Origin of the sequence: Mycobacterium sp. 134 (genome assembly GCF_048282715.1) — a bacterium.
GTDB lineage: Bacteria > Actinomycetota > Actinomycetes > Mycobacteriales > Mycobacteriaceae > Mycobacterium > Mycobacterium septicum.
In genome coordinates this window covers 6147869-6168441 of sequence record NZ_JBLVUN010000008.1, presented here as the reverse complement: position 1 = coordinate 6168441, position 20573 = coordinate 6147869, and the positions used below count along the sequence as shown (strand labels likewise).

General features: G+C 66.5%; 19 protein-coding genes and 2 pseudogenes. 4 read left to right on the top strand and 17 right to left on the bottom strand.

Going from position 1 to position 20573, the window contains the following annotated elements:
- Positions 1-6 precede the first annotated feature (6 nt).
- The 6 genes from ACNQVK_RS34375 to ligD form a co-directional block, all read right to left on the bottom strand.
- Positions 7-627 carry a LutC/YkgG family protein gene (locus ACNQVK_RS34375; RefSeq protein WP_418033274.1) on the bottom strand — a complete coding sequence of 207 codons (621 nt, stop codon included), beginning with the start codon at positions 625-627 and terminating at the stop codon, positions 7-9.
- Positions 624-2090 (bottom strand): LutB/LldF family L-lactate oxidation iron-sulfur protein, encoded by a 1467-nt coding sequence (locus ACNQVK_RS34370; RefSeq protein WP_418033273.1) that lies wholly within the window; start codon positions 2088-2090, stop codon positions 624-626. Before ACNQVK_RS34370 ends, ACNQVK_RS34375 begins: the two co-directional genes overlap by 4 nt.
- Positions 2087-2821, bottom strand: coding sequence for a (Fe-S)-binding protein (locus tag ACNQVK_RS34365; RefSeq protein ID WP_418033271.1), 735 nt, complete (start codon positions 2819-2821; stop codon positions 2087-2089). The genes ACNQVK_RS34370 and ACNQVK_RS34365 overlap by 4 nt, the downstream gene beginning before the upstream one ends.
- A gap of 146 nt (positions 2822-2967) precedes the next feature.
- Entirely contained in the window at positions 2968-4371 is a 1404-nt protein-coding gene (locus ACNQVK_RS34360; RefSeq protein ID WP_011768002.1) for an IS1380 family transposase, read from the bottom strand.
- Positions 4372-4548: 177 nt separating this feature from the next.
- Positions 4549-5094, bottom strand: a complete 546-nt coding sequence (locus ACNQVK_RS34355; RefSeq protein WP_418033270.1) for a GNAT family N-acetyltransferase — start codon at positions 5092-5094, stop codon at positions 4549-4551.
- A gap of 30 nt (positions 5095-5124) precedes the next feature.
- The gene (ligD, locus tag ACNQVK_RS34350; protein WP_418033268.1) at positions 5125-6354 is read right to left on the bottom strand and encodes a non-homologous end-joining DNA ligase; all 1230 of its coding nucleotides are present in this window, start codon (positions 6352-6354) and stop codon (positions 5125-5127) included.
- Positions 6355-6408: 54 nt separating this feature from the next.
- On the opposite strand from ligD, the gene fadD2 reads away from it, so the two are divergent.
- The 3 genes and pseudogenes from fadD2 to ACNQVK_RS34335 all read left to right on the top strand — a co-directional run bounded on the left by fadD2 (position 6409) and on the right by ACNQVK_RS34335 (position 9814).
- Complete coding sequence (gene fadD2, locus ACNQVK_RS34345) at positions 6409-8082, top strand: long-chain-fatty-acid--CoA ligase FadD2 (RefSeq protein WP_418033266.1); 1674 nt, start codon at positions 6409-6411, stop codon at positions 8080-8082.
- A gap of 29 nt (positions 8083-8111) precedes the next feature.
- Positions 8112-8893 (top strand): annotated as a pseudogene (locus ACNQVK_RS34340) (SDR family NAD(P)-dependent oxidoreductase).
- 54 nt (positions 8894-8947) lie between these two features.
- A complete protein-coding gene (locus ACNQVK_RS34335; RefSeq protein WP_418033264.1) occupies positions 8948-9814 on the top strand; it encodes an SDR family NAD(P)-dependent oxidoreductase in 867 nt (288 codons plus the stop codon).
- On the opposite strand, the gene ACNQVK_RS34330 is transcribed toward ACNQVK_RS34335, so the two are convergent.
- The 7 genes and pseudogenes from ACNQVK_RS34330 to ACNQVK_RS34300 all read right to left on the bottom strand — a co-directional run bounded on the left by ACNQVK_RS34330 (position 9803) and on the right by ACNQVK_RS34300 (position 14582).
- Positions 9803-10114 (bottom strand): hypothetical protein, encoded by a 312-nt coding sequence (locus tag ACNQVK_RS34330; protein ID WP_090424009.1) that lies wholly within the window; start codon positions 10112-10114, stop codon positions 9803-9805. The two genes, ACNQVK_RS34335 and ACNQVK_RS34330, sit on opposite strands and share 12 nt — an antisense overlap.
- A 17-nt stretch (positions 10115-10131) precedes the next feature.
- Entirely contained in the window at positions 10132-10419 is a 288-nt protein-coding gene (locus tag ACNQVK_RS34325) for a hypothetical protein (RefSeq protein ID WP_418033261.1), read from the bottom strand.
- 110 nt (positions 10420-10529) lie between these two features.
- Positions 10530-11651, bottom strand: a complete 1122-nt coding sequence (locus ACNQVK_RS34320; protein ID WP_418033259.1) for an acetamidase/formamidase family protein — start codon at positions 11649-11651, stop codon at positions 10530-10532.
- Positions 11651-12082, bottom strand: coding sequence for a RidA family protein (locus ACNQVK_RS34315; RefSeq protein ID WP_418033257.1), 432 nt, complete (start codon positions 12080-12082; stop codon positions 11651-11653). Before ACNQVK_RS34315 ends, ACNQVK_RS34320 begins: the two co-directional genes overlap by 1 nt.
- On the bottom strand, positions 12082-12858 hold the full coding sequence (locus ACNQVK_RS34310) for an amino acid ABC transporter ATP-binding protein (protein WP_418034503.1): 777 nt from the start codon (positions 12856-12858) through the stop codon (positions 12082-12084). The genes ACNQVK_RS34315 and ACNQVK_RS34310 overlap by 1 nt, the downstream gene beginning before the upstream one ends.
- Before the next feature lie 138 nt (positions 12859-12996).
- Positions 12997-13614: pseudogene (locus ACNQVK_RS34305) on the bottom strand (amino acid ABC transporter permease); the annotation flags it as partial.
- A 56-nt stretch (positions 13615-13670) separates the two neighbouring features.
- On the bottom strand, positions 13671-14582 hold the full coding sequence (locus ACNQVK_RS34300) for an ABC transporter substrate-binding protein (protein ID WP_418033255.1): 912 nt from the start codon (positions 14580-14582) through the stop codon (positions 13671-13673).
- A 231-nt stretch (positions 14583-14813) separates the two neighbouring features.
- Here ACNQVK_RS34300 and ACNQVK_RS34295 point away from each other — a divergent pair, with 231 nt between their 5' ends.
- A complete protein-coding gene (locus ACNQVK_RS34295; protein ID WP_049924853.1) occupies positions 14814-15524 on the top strand; it encodes a FadR/GntR family transcriptional regulator in 711 nt (236 codons plus the stop codon).
- A gap of 12 nt (positions 15525-15536) precedes the next feature.
- Here the strand turns inward: ACNQVK_RS34295 and ACNQVK_RS34290 are convergent, their stop codons facing one another.
- From ACNQVK_RS34290 to ACNQVK_RS34275, 4 genes are all read right to left on the bottom strand, one after another.
- Positions 15537-17732: an acyl-CoA dehydrogenase gene (locus ACNQVK_RS34290; protein ID WP_418033253.1), complete on the bottom strand. Its 2196-nt coding sequence runs from the start codon at positions 17730-17732 to the stop codon at positions 15537-15539.
- Positions 17733-17817: 85 nt separating this feature from the next.
- Positions 17818-18807 carry a 2-hydroxyacid dehydrogenase gene (locus ACNQVK_RS34285; protein WP_418033251.1) on the bottom strand — a complete coding sequence of 330 codons (990 nt, stop codon included), beginning with the start codon at positions 18805-18807 and terminating at the stop codon, positions 17818-17820.
- Positions 18783-19910, bottom strand: coding sequence for an alpha/beta hydrolase (locus ACNQVK_RS34280; RefSeq protein ID WP_418033249.1), 1128 nt, complete (start codon positions 19908-19910; stop codon positions 18783-18785). Before ACNQVK_RS34280 ends, ACNQVK_RS34285 begins: the two co-directional genes overlap by 25 nt.
- Positions 19907-20536, bottom strand: a complete 630-nt coding sequence (locus tag ACNQVK_RS34275; protein ID WP_418033247.1) for a TetR/AcrR family transcriptional regulator — start codon at positions 20534-20536, stop codon at positions 19907-19909. The genes ACNQVK_RS34280 and ACNQVK_RS34275 overlap by 4 nt, the downstream gene beginning before the upstream one ends.
- Positions 20537-20573: the final 37 nt, after the last annotated feature.

Sequence of the window (20573 nt, the reverse complement as noted above, 5' to 3'; positions counted from 1 at the left end):
TAAGGTTCACACCACCAGCACGTCGAGCGTCCTGGGTCCGTGGACTCCTTCTACCCGCTGTAGTTCGATGTCGCTGGTGGCGCTGGGGCCCGAGATGAACGTCAGTGGCCGCGTCGGCGTCAGCTCGGCGAATGCCTGCGGCACGGTGTCCACGATCTGATCGACCCGGACCACACAGATGTGATGGTCGGGCACCAGAGTCAGCGCACGCCGTCCCTGCCCGGGTCCGGCATCTAGCACGATCGTCCCGGTCGCGGCGATCCCGAGCGCGCATCCGGTCAGCACCGCATCGGCGCTGTCGAGTTGCTCGACACTCAGCGCCGGCGCGTCGGCGAGCGTCGTCACCCCCGCCACCCATTCGGTCGGTAGGTCGGCCGGGATGACCACCGTGGCGTGCGGCCCGACCAGCTCGAGAACGGTCGACGCGATCGCATCGACCTCGATGCGATGCACCCGGGCGCGGTACTCGGCGACCGTCTCGGCGAACCGCCCGACGTGGCCCGCACCGGGGAACGTCTCACGGTGATAGTCGCGCGGCACCGCCACGGCCTGAGGCGGTGCCGACGCCAGGGCCGCGCGAACCCTGTCGAGCACCGCAGCCCTGGACTCAGGCGTCGGGCCGGTCACCCCCGGCCTCCCTCGTGGGTCCGGTTCCACCACTGGCGGAACGTCTCGGCGGGCGGCTCGGGAATGTCACGGCTGGCGGTCCACTTCGAGGCCGGCCACGGCAGTGCGGAGATGCGGTGATCGCGCCCGGCGATCAGCCGCCCGGCGCCCAGGGCCTTCTCGGCCAGCGAGAACCGGCCCGCGCCGGCCATCGCCCAGCCCGCGGCCTTCATCGCCAGATCCTGTCCGCTGGGCAGGCCTGCTCTTTCCTGGTCCACCTGGGCGGCGCGCAGGTGCACCAGGATCGACGGGATGTCGATGAGCACCGGACAGGCTTCGAAGCACGCTCCGCACAGCGACGAGGCGTAGGGGAGGCTGGCGTTGGGGTCGTCGTGTCCGGTCGTTCCCGTGAGCTGGGGACTCAGGATCGCCCCGATCGGTCCGGGATAGACCGAGCCGTAGGCGTGGCCGCCGGTCCGTTCGTAGACCGGGCAGACGTTCAGGCATGCACTGCACCGGATGCAGTGCAGGGCGGCGCGTCCCACCTCATCGGCCAGCACCCGGGTGCGGCCGTTGTCCAGCAGGACCAGGTGGAATTCCTGTGGACCATCGCCGGGGTGCACGCCGGTCCACATCGAGGTGTACGGGTTCATCCGTTCCGCGGTCGAGGAGCGTGGCAGCAATTGCATGAACACCTCGAGATCGGTGAACGTGGGCACGATCTTCTCGATGCCCATCACCGTGATCAGCGTCCGCGGCAGCGTCAGGCACATCCGTCCGTTGCCTTCGGACTCCACGACCGCGAGCGTGCCGGTCTCGGCGATGCCGAAGTTGGCGCCGCTGATCGCGACCTGCGCGGTGAGGAACTTGCGTCGCAGATGGGCCCTGGCCGCCATCGCCAGAACCCGGGGTTCGTCGGTGAGCTCACCCGCGTCGGGCATCTCCCGGTCGAAGATCTCACGGATCTCGGCGCGGTTGCGGTGGATGGCCGGCACCAGGATGTGGCTGGGCTTGTCGTGGCCGAGTTGCACGATCAGCTCGGCCAGATCGGTTTCGAACGCGGCGATGCCCTGGGCTTCCAGATACTCGTTGAGCCCGATCTCCTGGGTGGCCATCGACTTGACCTTCACCACTTCGTCGGCGCCGGTGGCGCGGATCAGGTCGGCGACGATGCGGTTGGCCTCGTCGCCGTCGCGGGCCCAGTGCACCACGCCGCCGCGCTGGGTGACGTTGTCCTCGAGCTGAACGAGCAACTCGGGAAGCCGTGCCATGACGTCCTGCTTGAGGGCACTGCCCGCGGCACGCAACTGCTCCCAGTCGTCGCATTCGCGTATCGCATTGAGACGCTTGGTGCGAATGGTGTGTGTGGCGTGCCCGATGTTGCGGCGCAGTTGGGAGTCGGCGAGCGCGGTGCGGGCGGCTGCGGGAAACGGCTCCTCACCGCGGAGGTTTCCGACGCCGGGGGTGCCCAGGAACTCGCTCATCGGTCGGCCGCCAGGATCTCGGCCAGGTGCACGGTACGCACGCCGGAGCGCAGCCGGCTCAGCCCGCCGCCGATGTGCATCAGGCACGAGGAGTCCCCGGCGCTGCACACCTCGGCCTCGGTCTCCAGGATGTGGGCCATCTTGTCGGCCAGCATCGCGGTGGACGTATCGGAGTTCTTGATCGCGAAGGTTCCGCCGAAGCCGCAACAGGATTCGGCCTCGGACAGCTGCACCAGTGTCAGTCCCCGCACGTTGCGCAGCAGTCGCAGCGGCTTGTCGCCGACCCCGAGCATGCGCAGCGAATGGCAGGTCGGGTGGTAGGTGACGCGGTGCGGGTAGTAGGCGCCGACGTCGTCGACACCGAGCACGTCGATCAGCAGTTCCGACAACTCGTAGGTTCGTTCGGCCAGTCGTTCGGCGCGGCCGGCCAGACCCTCGTCACCGGCCCGACGGGCCACCATCGCGTGTTGGTGACGTACCGACCCGACACACGAGCCCGATGGCGCGACGACGGCGTCGCAGTCGGCGGATTCGAAGGCCTGGACGTGGTTGCGTACCAGCGCGGTGGCTTCTTTGAGATAGCCGGTATTGACATGCATTTGGCCGCAACAGGTTTGGCCGGGCGGAAAGACCACCTGGTGGCCGAGGCGCTCGAGCAACTGCACCGTGGCGATCGCCGCGGGTGGGAACATCGCATCCGCCAGGCAGGTCGCGAACAGGGCGATTCGCATACGCACTCCTAAACCTCAATCCGTGGACTGACTTGAGTGGTGTGGTTCGACGGTGATTCTGACGGCGGTTTGTGGGGTGGGCAGGATGTAGCCGCTGGTCTGCCCAGCTTTTCCTGTGTGCTTCGGTGGGGCCTGTTCGGCGACGGTTAGACGGTTGCGGTAGCGGGTGGGCTGTAGCCGATGGTGTTGCGCCACAGGGTGAGCCAGTGCTCGGTCCAGGGCCAGTGGCTGGGTAGGTGCAGGATGGGTCGGCGTTGCGGTCGGGCCAGCCGTGCCGGGACGGTGATGATCGTGCGTCGCAAGGTGGCTCCCCGGGCCACTGCGTGCGCTCCACCGGCAAGCACACCGGCGGCGCGCAGCAGATTGTGGGCGATGGCCCCGCAGAGCACCCACGCGGAGTTGGCGCCGAATTGCCCGGAGGGCATGTGGGCCAAGGGGCCGGCGATCAGGTCGGCGAAGACAGTTTCGATGATCGCGTGTTGACGGTGGGTGATGTCGGCGTCGGCGGTTGGTAGGTCGGTGTTGGTGAAGAACGGGTGATACCGCCAGACCGGGAACAGGGCGTCGCGGAAGCGCGCATCTTTGACCCGACGTACCACCAGTCGGGCGGTGAAGCGGTCTGTGGTGGCCGCGAATGCGGTGTAGCTGATTTCGGCGACTTCGGCATCAGAGATCCACTCTCCGGTGTCGGGATCACGCACCGCGCCCGGGTATTTCACCGGTGTCCACGCCGCGTCGTCGATGGCGTTGATGGCCCGGTTGATCGCGCTGTTGCGGCCCATGACCACCGAGAATTGCGCACCATGGCGTCGGCAGGCGCCGACGACGGCGCGGGTGCCGTAGGACGAATCGCCGCGGACCAGGATCTGGCCGGTGACCCCGGCCGCTCGGGCCGTGGTGATGGCCTGGGCGACCATTCGACCGGCTCCTTTACCGGAGCCGGTCTTGCCGGCCCGCAGCCGCATCCCGGCGATCACCGGCGCCGCACCGGGGGTGCTGATCGTGGTCGCCAACGGCGAGAGTCCTTTGCGCAGGACCTGCTTGCCAGCGATTTTGGTGTGTCCGTAGGAGGCGCCTTGTTTGGCATGGCCGTAGACCGGTCGTAGCAGGGAGTCGATGTCGATGAACACACCGCTGTCGGATCCGGGTAGCAACTCAACGCGCCGGCAGAGGGCGGCCAAGTGTTCGCGCAGGACTGATTCGAGTTGGCGTGCGTGTCCGAAGGTGAACTCCCGCAACAGGGTTCCGATGGTTGATGGTGCGTACACATCGCCGAAGAGTGTTTTCATGCCCCCGGCCCGGACGATGTTGAGGTCATCAATGCTGTCGGCGCCGGCGCACATCCCGGCGATCACCGTGGCCAGCTTCGGTGCCGGATTCGCTGACCCGGATTTGATCTTCGGCGCGGGGATGAAGATCTTGTCAGCCAACAGATTCGGCAGGCCGGTCTGCTCAGCCAGTGTCATCACCGGCACCAGTCCGGCGCACGACACGAGATGATCCTCATCGAAGACCGCCGACGACGCAGCGAACCCGTGGGACACTTGCACTGGAAGTGCCTTTCTTAACTGGCCTGATTGATGCGTAGAGAACACCAATCCTCCCAGCTCAAGGGGCACTTTCCTTATATCGACACCCACCTACACAGGCAATTCATCGGTGGATCGAGGCTAAAGCCTGATCTGATCACAGTACCGACCGGGTGGTGACGCGTATTTCGTTTCGAATCAGGCCTGCACTCGCAAATCCAGTGCGTAGAACAACTTGTCGTACCGCCGTTCACCCACCGCGACGAACCTCTCGAGCACGCCGTACTTCTTGAAGCCCAACGACTCATAGAGTCGGGCGGCGCGATCGTTGTCGCCGCGGAGGTCCAGGGTCAGCACCTCGACCTGTGATTCGGCGGCGGCCCGGATCAGCTCCTGCATCAGGCGCCGGCCGATGCCCAGGCCTTGCCACCGCGAGTCGACGGCGACTTTCTCCACATCGGCATGGGGCCGGTGGGTCGGACGCGAATACCGGCGCCAGTAGGCGAAGCCGGCCAACTTTTCGTCGACCTCCGCGACGAGCAATGCGGCATTGCCGACGACAGCTGCGTCGGCCACCTCGCCGAGTAGTTCGGCAACCTCCGCCTCGGACGGCGGATCAACCCAGCCCAACGCGGCGCCCCCGGCCACCAGATGCCGAACGAGCGCCGTGGTGGGCTCCGTCATTCGTGACACGAGATCCGGTGAGCGGACGGCGGATACCCGAACAGCTCCAGCGTCGACCACCACGGCAGTATCCCAGCCCTCCGGCGCGTGTCAGTGCTTCCACTGCGCACCGCGGTAGTTCTCCCACGGGTTGTAGTCGGCGAGCAGCTCTTCCTGCGGCGGGCGCTCGGCCTCGGGCACGTGCTGGAGGTTGATCCGTACGCGGTACCAGATCGAACTCGGGCCCCGCATCCCGTCGAGCAGGATGTCGACGGGTTCCAGCCGCCCGGCCACCGCGGGATGGCGTTCGCGCCACACGTCCAGCGCCGCCATCGCCTCATCCTTGGTCTTGGTCTTGGCGATCTCGATCAGGGGCATGGTCGATTGCCTTCGCCCATCGTGCGAGGCGCCCTTCGGCGCCTTCTCGGCCGGGCCGAGCTCCTTGGCGAGCGCAAGCAACGGGTCCAAATCGCCGACCGTGATGTCCATGCCCTCCCACGGGTCGCCGATCTCGGCGAACCGGTCGGGCACAGTGGCGACCGTGAACGCCTCCGGGTCGCAACCGTCGACCTCGTCCCAGCGCAGCGGCGTGGACACCCGGGCATCGGGCGTGGCTCGTACCGAGTAGGCCGAGGCCACCGTGCGGTCCTTGGCGTTCTGGTTGAAGTCGACGAAGACCCGGGTGCCTCGTTCTTCCTTCCACCAGCGTGCCGTCGCGATGTCCGGCGCCCTGAGCTCTACCGCCCGAGCCACCGTCTCGGCGGCGAGCCGGACCTTGGTGAACGGCCATCTCGGGTGGATGCGCGCATAGATGTGGAATCCGCGCGAGCCCGACGTCTTGGGCCACGCCGTCAGGCCGTGCTCTTCCAGCACCGCGCGGGCCACCTGGGCGACGTCGACGATCTGTGACCAGCCGACGCCGGGCATCGGATCCAGGTCGACCCGCAGCTCGTCGGGATGGTCGAGGTCCTCGGCCCGCACCGGGTGCGGGTTCAGGTCGACGCACCCCAGGTTCACCGCCCACGCCAGGCCGGCGGTGTCGCGCAGGACCGCCTCCTTGGCCGACGTGCCGGACCGGTACTTGAGCTCGGCCACGTCCACATAATCCGGTCGCTTCTCGGGTGCCCGCTTCTGGAAGATGGCCTCGGCGGAGATGCCCTTGACGAACCGTTTGAGGATCATCGGACGTCCGTACACCCCGCGCAGGGCGCCGTCGGCCACCGACCGGTAGTAATTGATCAGGTCCAGCTTGGTGACGTGCGCATCAGGGAAAACCACCTTGTCGGGGTTGCTGACGGCCACCTCGAGGCCGTCTATCTCCAGCGACACTGCACCGGCCATGACCACATGGTAGTTACTGCCCGCGGTGCGATAGATGTCACTTATTGTGGCGACATGCCAAGTCTGTCTGATCTGCCCGCGAATGTGACCGCGAAGGCCAAGCAGTATGCGGAGCGGGGCGCGGCCGAATTGCACTATGCGCGCAAGATGTTCGAGGCGGGTGCGCTACGGCTGGAGCCGCCACAGAACATCCTGGCCATGCTCGGTGACATCCGCACCTGGGGCGAGATCGGGATGATCCCGGCGCTCAACGCGCGAAGGCATCCCAAGCGCGCGGCGGTGATCGACGACGAGGGCGAGCTGACGTTCGGGGAGCTCGACGCCGCGGCGCACGCGGTGGCCCACGAGCTGCTCACGATGGGTGTCAGGGGCGGTGACGGGGTGGGGATCCTGGCCCGCAACCATCGTTGGTTCCTGATCGCGCTGTACGGGGCGGCCCGGGTGGGCGCCCGGATCATCCTGCTCAACTCCGAGTTCTCGGGCCCGCAGATCAAAGAGGTCTCCGAGCGCGAGGGCGCCAAGGTGATCATCTACGACGACGAGTACACCGCGGCGGTGTCCTACGCCGAACCGGAGCTGGGCAAACTGCGGGCGCTGGGCGTCAACCCGGATTCCGACAAGCCCTCCGGCAGCACCGACGAGACCCTGGCCGATGTCATCGCGCGCGGCAATGGCCGGCCCGCCCCCAAAGCGAGCAAGCACCCGTCGATCATCATCCTGACCAGCGGCACCACCGGGACGCCCAAGGGCGCCAACCGGGCCGCTCCGCCGTCGCTCGCCCCGATCGGGGGCGTGCTGTCGCATGTCCCGTTCAAGGCCGGCGAGGTCACGTCGCTGCCCGCGCCGATGTTCCACGCGCTCGGCTTCCTGCACGCCACCATCGCGATGATGCTGGGAACCACCCTGGTGCTGCGTCGCCGGTTCAAGCCCGCCACCGTGTTGGAAGACGTTGAGAAACACCAGGTCACCGCCATGGTGGTGGTGCCCGTCATGCTCTCGCGGATGCTCGACCATCTCGAACAGATGAAGCCGAAGCCCAACCTGTCCTCACTGCGGATCGTGTTCGTCTCCGGGTCCCAGCTCGGCGCCGAGCTGGCCTCCCGGGCGCTCAAGGATCTCGGGCCGGTCATCTACAACCTCTACGGATCGACCGAGATCGCGTTCGCGAGCATCGCCCGGCCCAAGGACCTGTCGATCAATCCGTCGACGGTCGGGCCGGTGGTCAAGGGCATCACCGTCAAGATCATCGACGACAACGGCAACGAGCTGCCGCAGGGTCAGGTGGGCCGCATCTTCGTGCGAAACACTTTCCCGTTCAAGGGTTATACCGGCGGCGGGGGTAAGCAGATCATCGACGGCATGTTGTCGTCGGGCGATGTCGGATACTTCGACGAGCACGGTCTGCTCTATGTCAGCGGCCGCGATGACGAGATGATCGTCTCCGGCGGGGAGAATGTGTTCCCGGCCGAGGTCGAGGATCTGATCAGTGGTCACCCCGATGTCATCGAGGCGACGGCACTCGGAGTCGAGGACAAGGAATGGGGTGCCCGGCTGAAGGCTTTCGTGGTGAAGGCCGAGGGCGCCAGCCTCGACGAGGACGCGGTCAAGACCTACGTCAAAGAGCACCTGGCGCGGTACAAGGTGCCGCGTGAGGTGGTCTTCCTCGACGAGCTGCCGCGCAACCCGACCGGCAAGATCCTCAAGCGCGAGCTGCGCAACCTGGAATAGTTCGCCCACATCGGTGGTAGTACAGCCTTGTGAACATCGAACTGACCGGAAAGACCGCGCTCGTCACGGGTTCGACACAGGGCATCGGGCTGGCCATCGCCGAGCAACTGGCGCGCAGTGGCGCCCGCGTCGCCGTCAACGGTCGCACGCAGGCCCGCGTCGATGAAGCCGTCTCCAAACTGGGCGAGTTCGACGTCCTGGGCATTGCCGCCGACGTCTCCACCGAGGAGGGGACGGCCGAGCTGCTGCGGCAACTGCCCGATGTCGACATCCTGGTGAACAACCTCGGCATCTTCGGGGCGGTGCCGCCGTTGGAGATCACCGACGAGCAGTGGCGCACCTACTTCGATGTGAATGTCCTTGCCTCGGTGCGACTTATCCGCAGTTACCTGCCTGGGATGACCGAGCGGGGCTGGGCTGGGCGATCCAGATCGCCAGTGACTCCGCCATTGTCACGCCGGCGGAGATGATCCACTACGGTGTCTCCAAGACGGCGTTGCTCGCCGTATCGCGCGGTTTCGCCAAGGAAGCCGCGGGTACCGGTGTGACCGTGAACTCGGTGATCGCCGGGCCGACCCACACGGCGGGCGTCGAGGACTTCGTCTACCAACTCGTCGACAAATCGCTGCCGTGGGATGAGGCGCAGCGCGAATTCATGATCAAGCACCGGCCGCAGTCGTTGATTCAGCGACTCATCGAGCCCGAAGAGATCGCAAACTTGGTGACGTACTTGGCCTCTCCGCTGGCCTCGGCCACCACGGGTGGAGCGCTGCGGGTAGACGGCGGTTACGTCGACTCGATTCTGCCTTAGCCCCTGGTCGGGCAACTCCCGGCGGGGCAGCGAGATCGAACGTATTCTGCGGCTATGGGGTCGAGTGCGTCAGGCAAGGTCGCCGTCATCACCGGTGGTGCATCAGGTATCGGTGCCGCGCTGGCGGCCAGGCTGGCCGGCGAAGGCGCCGAGGTCTGGATAGCCGACCGGCAGATCGACGCCGCACAGGACCTCGCAGGTCGTCTCGATGCGAGCGGAGGAACAGCACACGCGATCGAGCTCGACGTGCGCGACCCCACCGCGTTCGAACGCGTGGCGGCCACGGTTGTGGAGCAGTCGGGCCGCATCGACTATCTGTTCAACAATGCCGGCATCGGGGTCGGGGGCGAAGTCGACTCCTACACGCTCGACGACTGGAACGATGTCTTCGATGTGAACCTGCGCGGTGTGGTGCACGGCATCCAGGCGGTCTATCCGATCATGATCCGGCAGCACACCGGTCACATCGTGAACACGGCGTCGATGGCAGGTCTCATGACCGGCGCGGGGCAGGCGAGCTACTCCGCCACCAAGCATGCCGTCGTGGCGATCTCGCGGACCCTGCGAGTCGAGGCCGATCGCCACAACGTGCGGGTATCGGCGCTCTGCCCGGGCGTGATCCGCACCCCGATCCTCACCGGCGGCAAGTTCGGTCGGCTCAAGGCCCCTGGCGTCACAGATGAAGAGTTCATCAAGAAGGTCTGGGAGCCGTTGCGGCCCATGGATCCTCACGTGTTCGCCGAACGGGTGGTGCGTGCCGTGATGCGCAATGACGCGATCATCATCGTGCCGGCATGGTGGAAGGCGTTCTGGTACCTGGAGCGGCTGTCACCACGGTTGTCCTTGCGCCTCGCGAAAACAGCCCTCGACCGGAATCGCGCTGTCGAAGCCGCACTCCCCAAGGGCGCGCTAGGACAATAACGCCGAGCCGGGCACAGCCAGGCACATCAACGAGAACGCCAACAGGAACCACCCTGCGCCCTGCCAGATGGGCCAGGTGCCCTCGGCCCGCCAGACCTGGTAGGTCCGGACGAATGCCCCGACCCCTCCGACGAACACGATCGTCGGAACCAGCGACGCCGACAGCACGGAATGATCAAAGGCATAGAACGTCAGGGCAACGCCGGCGACAGCGAGTACGGCCAGCACGTAACCCACCGCGGATCGGAACATCTGCGGGTCATGCCAACTCTTTTCGACGTCGTCCTCGTCGCTGCCCATGACGCCCGCTCACATCGTCACGGCGGCCCGTTGATGTACCAGGCCAGACATCCAGGCTTGCCGCGGCACGCGATGATGGCGCCCGCATCGGGAGCGGACCCGCGTATCCGGGGTGGCCTGGGCTGCAGATTGCAGTTCACCACGTAGGGGTTCCACGGAATGACGCCGTTCACACACGGGTCGGCTTGGATCTCGGCGGGCCCCGGGGAGACCTGCCCCCACACGGCGGTCGGCGCGATGACGACAGACAGCGCAGCTGCACCCAGCAGCACCGGGCGCAGAATGCGTAGTCGTGACGTGCTCATCGTTGAGTGTCAACCGTTTCTGGTAGCCGCCTATTTCGACGGTAGCACCAGCGGTGTCGAACGGGCAGGTCGCTTTGGCCCCGGTTTCCGGGGCCGACCGGCGAAACTGCCTAGGACCAAGCGGCCCAGTCGGCCTTCCGGATCATGCAGTGCACTCCCTTGACCGCGTCCACTACTTGGCTCACCTCGAAATCGCCGGCCGCCGAGAGGTACGCGAAGGCGACATCGCGCGGCACGTTCAGTCGAGTGTTGAGAAACGTGACGGCATTTCGGACCGCGATGCGCATGGCCTCGTCGAGGTCGGCGTCCATGCCGGTCGGGATCCAGTGCGTCGCGGTTTCCACCACCGGGTTGGCGACGGCGCCGACCGCTGCCCGCGCGTCCTCGGACTTCAGAACGGACAATCGCATGGTGGCCCGGAGAGGTGCCTCGAGCGCCGTCAGCGCGACCTCGCCGTTTCCTTGTGCGAAATGCGGGTCGCCCGTGAAAAAGCCGGCCCCGTCGACCTGCACGGGCAGATACAGGGTCGAACCCGCCACCACATGCTTGATGTCGATGTTGCCGCCGTGGTCCCCGGGCGGTACCGATGGCACCGGGTCCTCGGTCGCCCGGGCGACGCCCATGATGCCGAGGAACGGGTTGATCGGGAATCGCACGGTGCGGCCGGTGTCGCTGCCCGCCGACAGCATGCCGTACGGCATCCCTTGGTGCTTCTCGACCCAGCTGAAATGACTGATCGTGCCCATCGAGACGATCTGGTCGACCGCACGTACCGGCTCGGAGTCGGGAAACTCGGGGAACTCGCCGGCGAGGGCGCCGTAACCGTGCCGGCTGCTGATGAAGCCGTAGGGAACACGCATCGCGAGGTCGAGAATCTCGACCTTGAGTACGTCGCCGGGGCGTGCCTCGCCGACATGGATCGGTCCCGTGACGATGTGTGGCCCGCAGGTGTCGTCATGGGCGAGGGGACTCGCCGCGATGTCGATGACGTCCTTGAGGACGTTCTGGACGCCGAACTGCGCGAAGTACGAAACAGGATCTCGCCCTTGGTCTTCGAGGATCCCCTCGTGGCTCACGGTGTCGATCGTCACCGTCTCGCCGGACGCCACCGAGAGCACGGGCTTTGTCCTCGCGTTGGGAAGCCATCCCCAGAGCACGTCGTCGGGGTGTGATTGCAGGTAGTGCTCGCCACCGATGTGGCCTTCGCCTGGATGAAGAGTCGGGAAGATCATCATGCCTCCATGGGTGCCGGGGTGGGGTTGGACTGCGGCCGGGAAAGTCCGACGATGAGATCGATCTCGACGGCCGCTCCCACCGCAAGGCCGGTGACCCCGACACAGGTACGGCTGGGCAGCGGGCCGGCGAACCACTTGACGTATTCGGCGTTGAACACGTCGAAGTCGTCGAAGTCGGTGAGGTAGACGCGCACCATCAGGGCGTCGTCCAGCGTGGCGTCGAACTGCGCGAGTACTGCCGAGAGATTCGCCATGACTTGATTCGCCTGCTCGGCCACGTCGCCGGCGACGAGTCGGCCGGTGCCGGGATCGGTGGGCATCTGGCCGGTCACGTACAGGGTGTCTCCCCACCGTGTCGCGTGGGCGAACGGACCGACCTGCGGCGGAATGCCTTCGACGGCAGTGAAACTGAAGGACTGTTTGGCCATCACGCGTCCGCCAGCTGCATCGCGTTGACGAATCGGGCGGTGACCGGGTTCTGCGGCCGGGTGATCACCTGCTCGGCGGTGCCTTCTTCCACGACGACTCCGCCCGCCATGAAGACGACCCGGTCGGCGACCTCAAGAGCGAACCGCAACTGGTGCGTCGCGATGATCATCGTGAGGCCGTGGTGGTGGGCCAGGCCGCGGATGACGCCGAGGACCTCCGCGACGAGTTCGGGGTCGAGCGCACTCGTCGGTTCATCGAGCAGCAGGACCCTGGGACGGGCGGCCAGGGCGCGCGCGATCCCGACCCGCTGTTGCTGCCCGCCGGACAGCCGGTGCGGGAGAACATCGGCTTTGTCGGCCAGGCCCACCTGCGACAGCAGCAGGTCGGCGCGCTCGGCAGCCTCCTCCGGGGGCAGGCGCTGGATCCAGCGCAGCGGCGCCGCGATGTTCTCCTTCGCCGTCATGTGTTTGAACAGGTTGAAGTGCTGGAAGACCATGCCGATGCCGGCGGCGATCCGGGCGCGCGCGATCTGTCCTTCGGGAAGCGGTGTACCGGATTCGTTGTAGCCGAGGGTCTGCCCGGCGACGCGAACCGTTCCGGTGTCGACCGACTCGAGGTGGTTGATCGTCCGCAGCAGGGTGCTCTTCCCGGATCCGCTCGGCCCCAGCAGCGCAATGACTTCGCCCTGCCGCACCGACATGCTGATGCCGTTGAGCACGCGGTTCTCGCCATAGGCCTTGTGCAGGTCGCGGACTTCGAGGATGGTCTCGCCGATGTCCTGGCGCTCGGCAGCAACCGAGGGCGCGACGGCGGGGTTCGTCGGCGGAGCCGGTGAACTCGTCCGGCGCCGGAACCCCAGTCGGAACAGCAGGGACTTCTGATCGCGGTCGAGGTTGAGTGCGTCCTCGAGAACCAGCTGGACGACGCTGAGGACGGCGGTGAGGATGAGATACATGACCGCCGTCGCGAAGTAGATCGAGAAGTAGTCGAAGGTGGCCGAGGCGAGCTGTTGAGTGCGCAGGGTGAGCTCGGGTACAGCGATGACCGACGCCAGCGCACTGTTTTTCATGGTGGAGATGAACTCGTTGCCCAGGGCGGGGATCATCGAACGGAATGCCTGAGGGGCGATCACGCGTCGCATGAGCTTGCGGGGTTCCAGGCCGAGAGCTCGACCGGCGAGCGACTGTCCCGGGTCGACGCCCTTGATTCCCGAGCGCAGGATCTCGGAGATGAAGACCGCTTCGTTCATCGCGAGGGCGACCGAGCCGGCGACCAAGGGCGGCAGGGTGATTCCGATGTGGGGTAGCGCGGTGAAGACGAACACCAGCTGCAGGATCAGCGGGGTGCCACGGTAGATGACGACGTAGGTACGGCCGATCGCGGTGAGCGTACGAGATCTCGTAAGCTGCAGTGCGGCAAGGAGAGCGCCGAGCACGATACCGCCGCCGAAGCCGTACAGTGTGAGCTGGAGGGTGAACAACATGCCGTCGAGCAGCCACGGCAGTGTCAGGTAGTGCAGGAATTTGTCCATGAGTTCACCTCACTTCTGGCATATGCGTTGGGTCGCTTTGATGTTGATCATCGACATCAGCCGACGCTGAGGATTGTCGGTTCGGCGACCGCGTTCTCCGTCAGCTTCCATTTGGCGGCGAGCTTGTCCTGCAGACCGCTCGACTGCACCTCGGTGAGGGCCGCCTGAATGGCATCGCGGAACTCGTGCTTGCCCTGCGGCACCCCGATACCGATCGTGTAGTCGAGCATGACCGTCTCGGCCGAGTCGAGCTTGTCCGGATGGGCGGCGACGAAACCGTTGACCGTGTTGACGTCGTTCATGTACGCATCCGCGCGGCCCGCGAGAACCGCTTGCGTGCAGTCGGCGCTCGAGTCGAACAGGCTGACGGTCGGCTTCTTGAGGCCGGCTGCCGCGCAGGCGGGTCCGACAGCCTCCACGAGCGGCACCTCGACGTATCCCTTGTTGAGCCCGACTGTGAGTCCGCACAGCGAGGTGTCGATCCCGGTGATCTTCTTCGGGTTGCCCTTGGCCACCAGGATGCCGTCGAATACCTTTGAATAGCTGATGAAGTCGACTCCGCCGGCGGCGCGCTCCTTCGTCGCGTAGAGGTTGGAGAGGATCCAGTCGGCCTGGCCACTGGCGACCGTCGGGATGAGTTCGGAGAACCCGACGGGGATGTAGTCGTTTTCGAAGCCAAGGCAGGCGCCGAGCGCGTTTCCGAGGTCGATGTCGAAACCGTGGTATTCGCTGGGGTTTTCCGGATTCACCGTCTCGTACCCGGGCGTGTAGGGGTTGATCGCATTCGTGAGGGTCTTGCCGTTGAGGTCCGGATTCTTGGCGCGCAGGTCAGTGCATGCCGCAGAGGAGGCCAGATCGCTGTATTCACTGGTCTTTCCGGTGGTCGCCGCTTCGGTCGAGGACGAACAACCGGCGAGTGCGACACCGACGGCCACGGCGAGAAGTGCGGTGCAACGCGAGCGATTCATGGCAGGTCCTATTCACTGACGCGGAAGGGGAGCGGGGCGGTCATGGCCGGATGGTCCGGCCAACTGGCATTGAAATTAGGTGGCCGCCAACGGAGCAGCACGCCGGGAACGCGTCTCGTAACACGGGTAACAAAGAGTTATCCCGACGGAAACGGCCTGCGTCGGTTTTTGGACTGCTTGGCCCGACCATCGGACCTATGTTGGGATCTGAACAGGGAGGCAGGAACTGAGTTGAACGCACCTGCAGGCGGGGCGATCCCGCCGTTGATCCAGCGGCCGCAAAGTGTATCGGTCGCGCTGGCAGCGCATTTCGAGCGTCTCATCGCGACGGGCGAGATCTCGCCCGGGACGCGGCTCCCGTCGGAACGTGAGCTCGCGGCGTCGATGTCAGTATCGCGGTCCTCGCTTCGGGAGGCGATGCACGAACTCGAATCGAAGCGTCTCGTCTCGCGCGTCCGGGGCCGCGGAACCATCGTGCTGGCGCCGACGGCAAGCGTCGACGAGCTGCTGGCGATAGCCGGCGGCGGCACAGAGCAAGAGCATGCCGCCGAATTGCGTTCTGTCATCGAGCCCTCGATCGCAGAACTCGCGGCACACCGGGCTACGTCGGCGAACCTGCTTCAGCTTCGCGACGTACTCGACAAGTCGCACGAGAACCTCCTGCAGGCCGAGTCACTTCGTCTCGACGTGGAGTTTCACCTGCTGCTCGCCCAAGCCGCGCAGAATCCGCTTCTGACCGCACTGCAGACGCTGGCCAGTGAGTGGACCGGTGAGGTGCGCAAGCACTCGCATTCCACGAGGCACGGGCGCTGCGCGTCGGTACGTGGTCACCAGGAGATCTTCGATGCGGTTCGGACTCACGACGGTCTGGCCGCGCGTCGGGCCATGGAGGACCACCTGCGCGACGTACGCGAACTCGTCGCCAAGGCAACGCGCTCCTGAGCCGCCTCCGGCCTACGGGTCGCGGGGCAGGCCCAACAGGCGTTCGGCGATGATGTTCAGCTGAACCTCGGTGGTACCGCCGTAGATCGTGGTGGCTCGGCTGGCCAGCAGGTACTCGGCCCAGCGGCCGAACTCCTGTTCGGGATCCCCGACGGCTCCGTCGGTGCCGAAGGAGGCGACCGCGAACTCCGCGTAGCCCTGGCCGGTCTTCATCGACAGCAGCTTGGAGATCGCCGCGGCCGGCATGGCATCTCCGCCGGCCAACGTCAGCAGGGTCGACCGCAGGTTCAGCACCTTGGCGGCGTGCCCCTCGGCGATCAGCTGCCCGGCGTGGTTCTGCTCGATCTGGTCGAACTGCCCGTCCCGCAGGAACTCCACGAACTGGTCGAGGTTGGCCAGGAACGGTGGCTCACTGCTGCCGATCGACACCCGCTCGTTGGTCAGCGTGTTGCGGCTGACCTCCCAGCCGCGGTTGACCTCACCGAGCACCATGTCGTCGGGCACGAACACGTCGTCGATGAACACGGTGTTGAACATCGCGTTGCCGGTCAGCTCCCGCAGCGGCTTCACCTCGACGCCAGGGGCCTTCATGTCCAGCAGGAAGTACGTGATGCCATTGTGTTTGGGAGCGTGGGAGTCCGTCCGCGCCAGCAGGGCACCCCACTCCGAGAACTGCGCACCCGTCGTCCAGATCTTCTGCCCGGTGATGCGCCAGCCGCCGTCGACCTTGGTGGCCTTGGTGGTCAGGCTGGCCAGGTCCGAGCCCGCGCCCGGCTCGGAAAACAGCTGGCACCAGATCATCTCGCCACGGAACGTCGGCGGCAGGAAGCGCTGCTTCTGCTCGTCGGTGCCGAACGCCACGATCGACGGGATGATCCACGAGGCGATGCCCATCTGTGGCCGGCGCACGCGGCCGGTGCTGAACTCCTGGGCGATGATGATCTGCTCGATGGGCTCCGACGCGCGGCCCCACGGCCTGGGCAGGTGCGGCTGCACCCATCCGCCCTCGGCGATCGCGGTGTTGCGCTCGGCGCCGCTCGGAATCGCCTTCAGTCCGGCGACTTCCGCGCGGATCTCGTCGCGCAGCCTCTCGGTGTCGGGATCGAGGTCGATGTCGACCGGGCGCATTCCGGTTGTGGTCGCGCTATCGACCACCGCCTGCGGGTAGTCCGAGGACCGGCCGAAGCATGCGGCCAGCACGAGTGCGCGCCGGTAGTAGACGTTGGTGTCGTGCTCCCAGGTGAATCCGATACCGCCGTGGACCTGGATGCAGTCCTGGGTGGTGTGCTGCGCGGCGGCGGGTGCCAGTGTGGCGGTCACCGCGGCGGCGAACTCGAAATGGGTTTCTGCAGAAGGGTCTTCCTGGGCATCGTCGAGCGCACGGGCGGCGTCCCAGACCGCCGCCGTCGCCCGCTCGGTCTCGGCGATCATCCCGGCGCACTTGTGTTTGATCGCCTGGAACTGGCCGATCGGCCTGCCGAATTGTTCGCGGATCTTGGCGTACGCGGTGGCGGTGTCGGTGGCCCAGCGGGCGACACCGATCGCCTCGGCTGACAGCAGGGTCGTGATCAGGGCGCGGGCGTGGGCGCGGCTCAGGCGAGAAAGAACGCGATCGCCGGTCACCTCGGTGGCATTGGCCCGTACGTGGGCCAGCGGGCGCAGGGGGTCGACGCTCTGCACCGGCTCGATCTCCAGCTGGGCGGCGTCGAGCACCACCCACTGGACTCCGGACTCGATCGCAACCGGCAGCACCAGCACCGATGCCTGCGCCGCGGCAGGCACCGCTCGCGCCTCGCCGCGGATGACCAGGCCGTCGCCGTGCCGGGTCGCGGTCAGGCCCGAGTCGATGGCATAGGCGGCGATGGTCTCGCCGGAGGCCAGCCCACCCAAGATCTTGGCCTCGGGGTCGTCGGCCGAGATCAGCGCGCCGGCGATCGCCGAAGGGACGAAGGGCCCCGGGACCGCGCCGTAGCCGAACTCGGCCAAGGTGATGGCCAGCTCGAGGATTCCGAAGCCTTGCCCGCCAACGGATTCCGAGAGGTGAACGCCCTGCAGGCCCTGTTCGGCGGCGGCTTTCCAATATGGGGGAGGGTTGGGGATCGGCACTTCGAGGGCCTCGTGGAGCAGCTCCGAGGGCGCCACCCGCGCTACCAGGGACCGAACAGAATCGGCCAGATCGCTGTGCTCAGACGTGATCGCAATAGGCATGCGGGTCCTCCATCCGGGGCATATATCTATTAACCGGTCGGTTGGGCCGAGGGTACCCCGGCGTGACCGGCGCCACTCCAGCGGCCTATCTAACCCCGTTTACTACGTGGGCCAGGTGCTCGCCGTCGCGGATGCGCCGGCAGTTGTCCACTGCCATGGTCAGGTAACGGCGCATGGTGTCGACGGTGTACCAGGTGACGTGCGGGGTGAGCACCACGTTGGGCAGCTCGAGCAGGGGATTTCCCGGTGGCACGGGCTCCTCGGCGAAGACGTCCAGGCCTGCCGCGGCCAACTGCCCGGTGCGCAGCGCCTCGACGAGGGCGGACTCGTCGATGATCGGGCCGCGCGCGGTGTTGACGACGACGGCGCCGGGCTTCATCGAAGCCAGGGCCTTGCTGTCGAGCAGCCCGCTGGTGGCCTCGGTCAGCGGGAGGTGCAGCGAGACGATATCGCTGGCGGCCAGGAGATCCGGCAGGCTGCGCCACTGCGGATGGCCGGTGTCGCGGGTGCTGGTGTGGATCACCTGTGAGGGATCGGCGCCCATCGCGACCACGATCTTCTCCACCCGCTTGGCGACGTTGCCGTAGCCGAGCAGGCCGACGGTGCACCCGCTGATGTCGCGCACGGTTTCGCCCAGGGTGTGATCCGAGGGCCAGCCCGTGCCGTCCCGCGTGGCACGGTCGAGCTCGGGCAACCTGCGCAGTGCGGCCAGCATCAGCAGCACGGTGCCCTCGGCCACGGAGGGGGCATTGGCCCCGGGCATGTTGGCGACCAGGATGCCCAGCCGGGTAGCGGTGTCGACGTCGATGGTGTTCACCCCGGCGCCCAACTTGTGCACCAGTCGCAGCCGCAGACCGCGCTCCAGGTCGTCACCCGACACCGGCCGTAACACATGCCAGAGCACCTCGGCGGAGGGAAGCTCCCGGTAGAACGTGGTGTCGTCGCCCTCGGCGCAGAACGTCACATCGAGCCAGTCCCGGTGAGGTGCAAGAAAATCCATCACCTTGTCACCGGGGGTGAAGTGGGCCAGGACCCTGATCCGGCCGGGGTTCACCGCCACCGCTTCGTGATCCATCGGGCGATGGTATCGGCCTGCTCGTCGCGCGCGCCGGCAGTGGTGAAGTAATGATCGGTGTCGATCGAGCACTGGGACTTGTCCGTGCTCGCCAGCGCGTCGTAGATGCGTTTGGCATCGGATGGGTAGACCCCGGTGTCCTGGTCGGCGTTGATCACCAGGGCCGGGCAGGCGATCCGGGCCAGGTGCGGTTCGGCCCGGGTCTGGGCATGCCGCAGGCTCCACATGCCGATCCAGTTGCGGACGGTCGTGGCCGCGGCGATCCCGCGCGCCGACCGGTTGGCCTTGATCGGCACCCCGGCGTAGCACAGGTTGGGCTGCCTGCGGGTCGGCTCGACTGTCGGATCGACCATCCTCGGGTCGGCCCAGGTGCGCATCACGGTGAAGGGCCGGTCCGAATATCCTTCTGCCTGAATCCTTTTGAGTTCGTCCTCGGCCCAGTCGGTGATCTTCTCGTTACGGGCGACCTGGGCTGCGCGGTAGCGCGCCACGAACTCGGCCGAGAAGGGTGCCGGGTTGCGCTCGCCGAACAGGTCCAGTTCGGGGTCGCTGGCGATGGCGTCGGTCTCGTCGACGACCGCCCCGTCCATCCAGGCGGTCAGCACGTCCGGGCGGCCCGGATGGGCCGCGCTGGCCACATACCCGTCGGCGGGGAGCAGTTTGGTCAGGCCCGCGGCCGGCCGCATGCCCTCGAGTGGCCGTACGTTCGGATCGACGGCTTGAGACTGGTAGGCCGCCATCAAGGAACCGCCACCGGAATTGCCCAGCAGAACAACGGTTTCGATGCCCTGTACCTCACGGAGCCAGCGCACGCCCACCCCGATGTCGACCAGCGCGTGGTCCAGCAGGAAGCTGCTCTCGAATCCGCGGAAGCGGGTGTTCCAGCCGAGGAAGCCGATGCCCCTGCCGGCCAGGTAGTCGGCGATGTAGTGCTCGGAGAAGTCGATCTGATAGTGAGTGGCGATCACCGCGACCGTGGGCTTGTGGTCTGCGCTCCGGTAATAGAGGCCCTGGCAGGGGTATCCGCCCGCACCGGCGCGCTGGGCCGTCGGCGAGTCCAGGCCGATGAACTCGCGAACCACTTCCGGTGACGCATTGGTCATGAGCGGGAGGTCTCCTCGTGGTAGATGGTCCGGTAGAACACGTTGGCCAGGGTGGTGATGCATGCGGAGTCGTCGGCGGCGGCGTCGCGCCCTCCGGACAGCTGGACGTAGCAGAACTGGTTGAGCATCGACACCAGCGCAACAGCGGTCAGGTGGGCGTCGTCCTCGGGGCAGAATCCTTGCTGCTGAGCATGTTTGACCATCTCGGTGATCATCGCGATCGGCAGCTGGCAGATCTCGTCCCAGTATTCGGCGAAGTCGTCGTCGATCATCGCCATCTGGGACACGGCGATGATCTCGGCCAGCCGGTGCCGGTAGGTCGTCCAATGGGCGGAGGCGGCCTGGTGGCTGCGTTCCCAGTTGGTCAGGTTCGGCCCAGTCGCGGGAAGGGCGCGTTCGCGGGCCTCGTTACGGAATCGCAGCGCCCATTCGCGGACCATGGCCTCTTTCGAGGCGTAGTAGTTGTAGAACGACGCGGCCGACCGGCCTGCTTCGGAGGCGATGTCGGAGATCGTGGTGGCCAGGATGCCCTTGCGGGCGATCACCGCACGGGCCGCGGTGTCGATCGCCGCCTGGGTCTGGCGGCCACGCGCGGTCGGCAACGGGGTACGGGGGCTGACGGTCACTGATTCCTCACTCCCGGCGGGCCGGGAAAATCCCGCA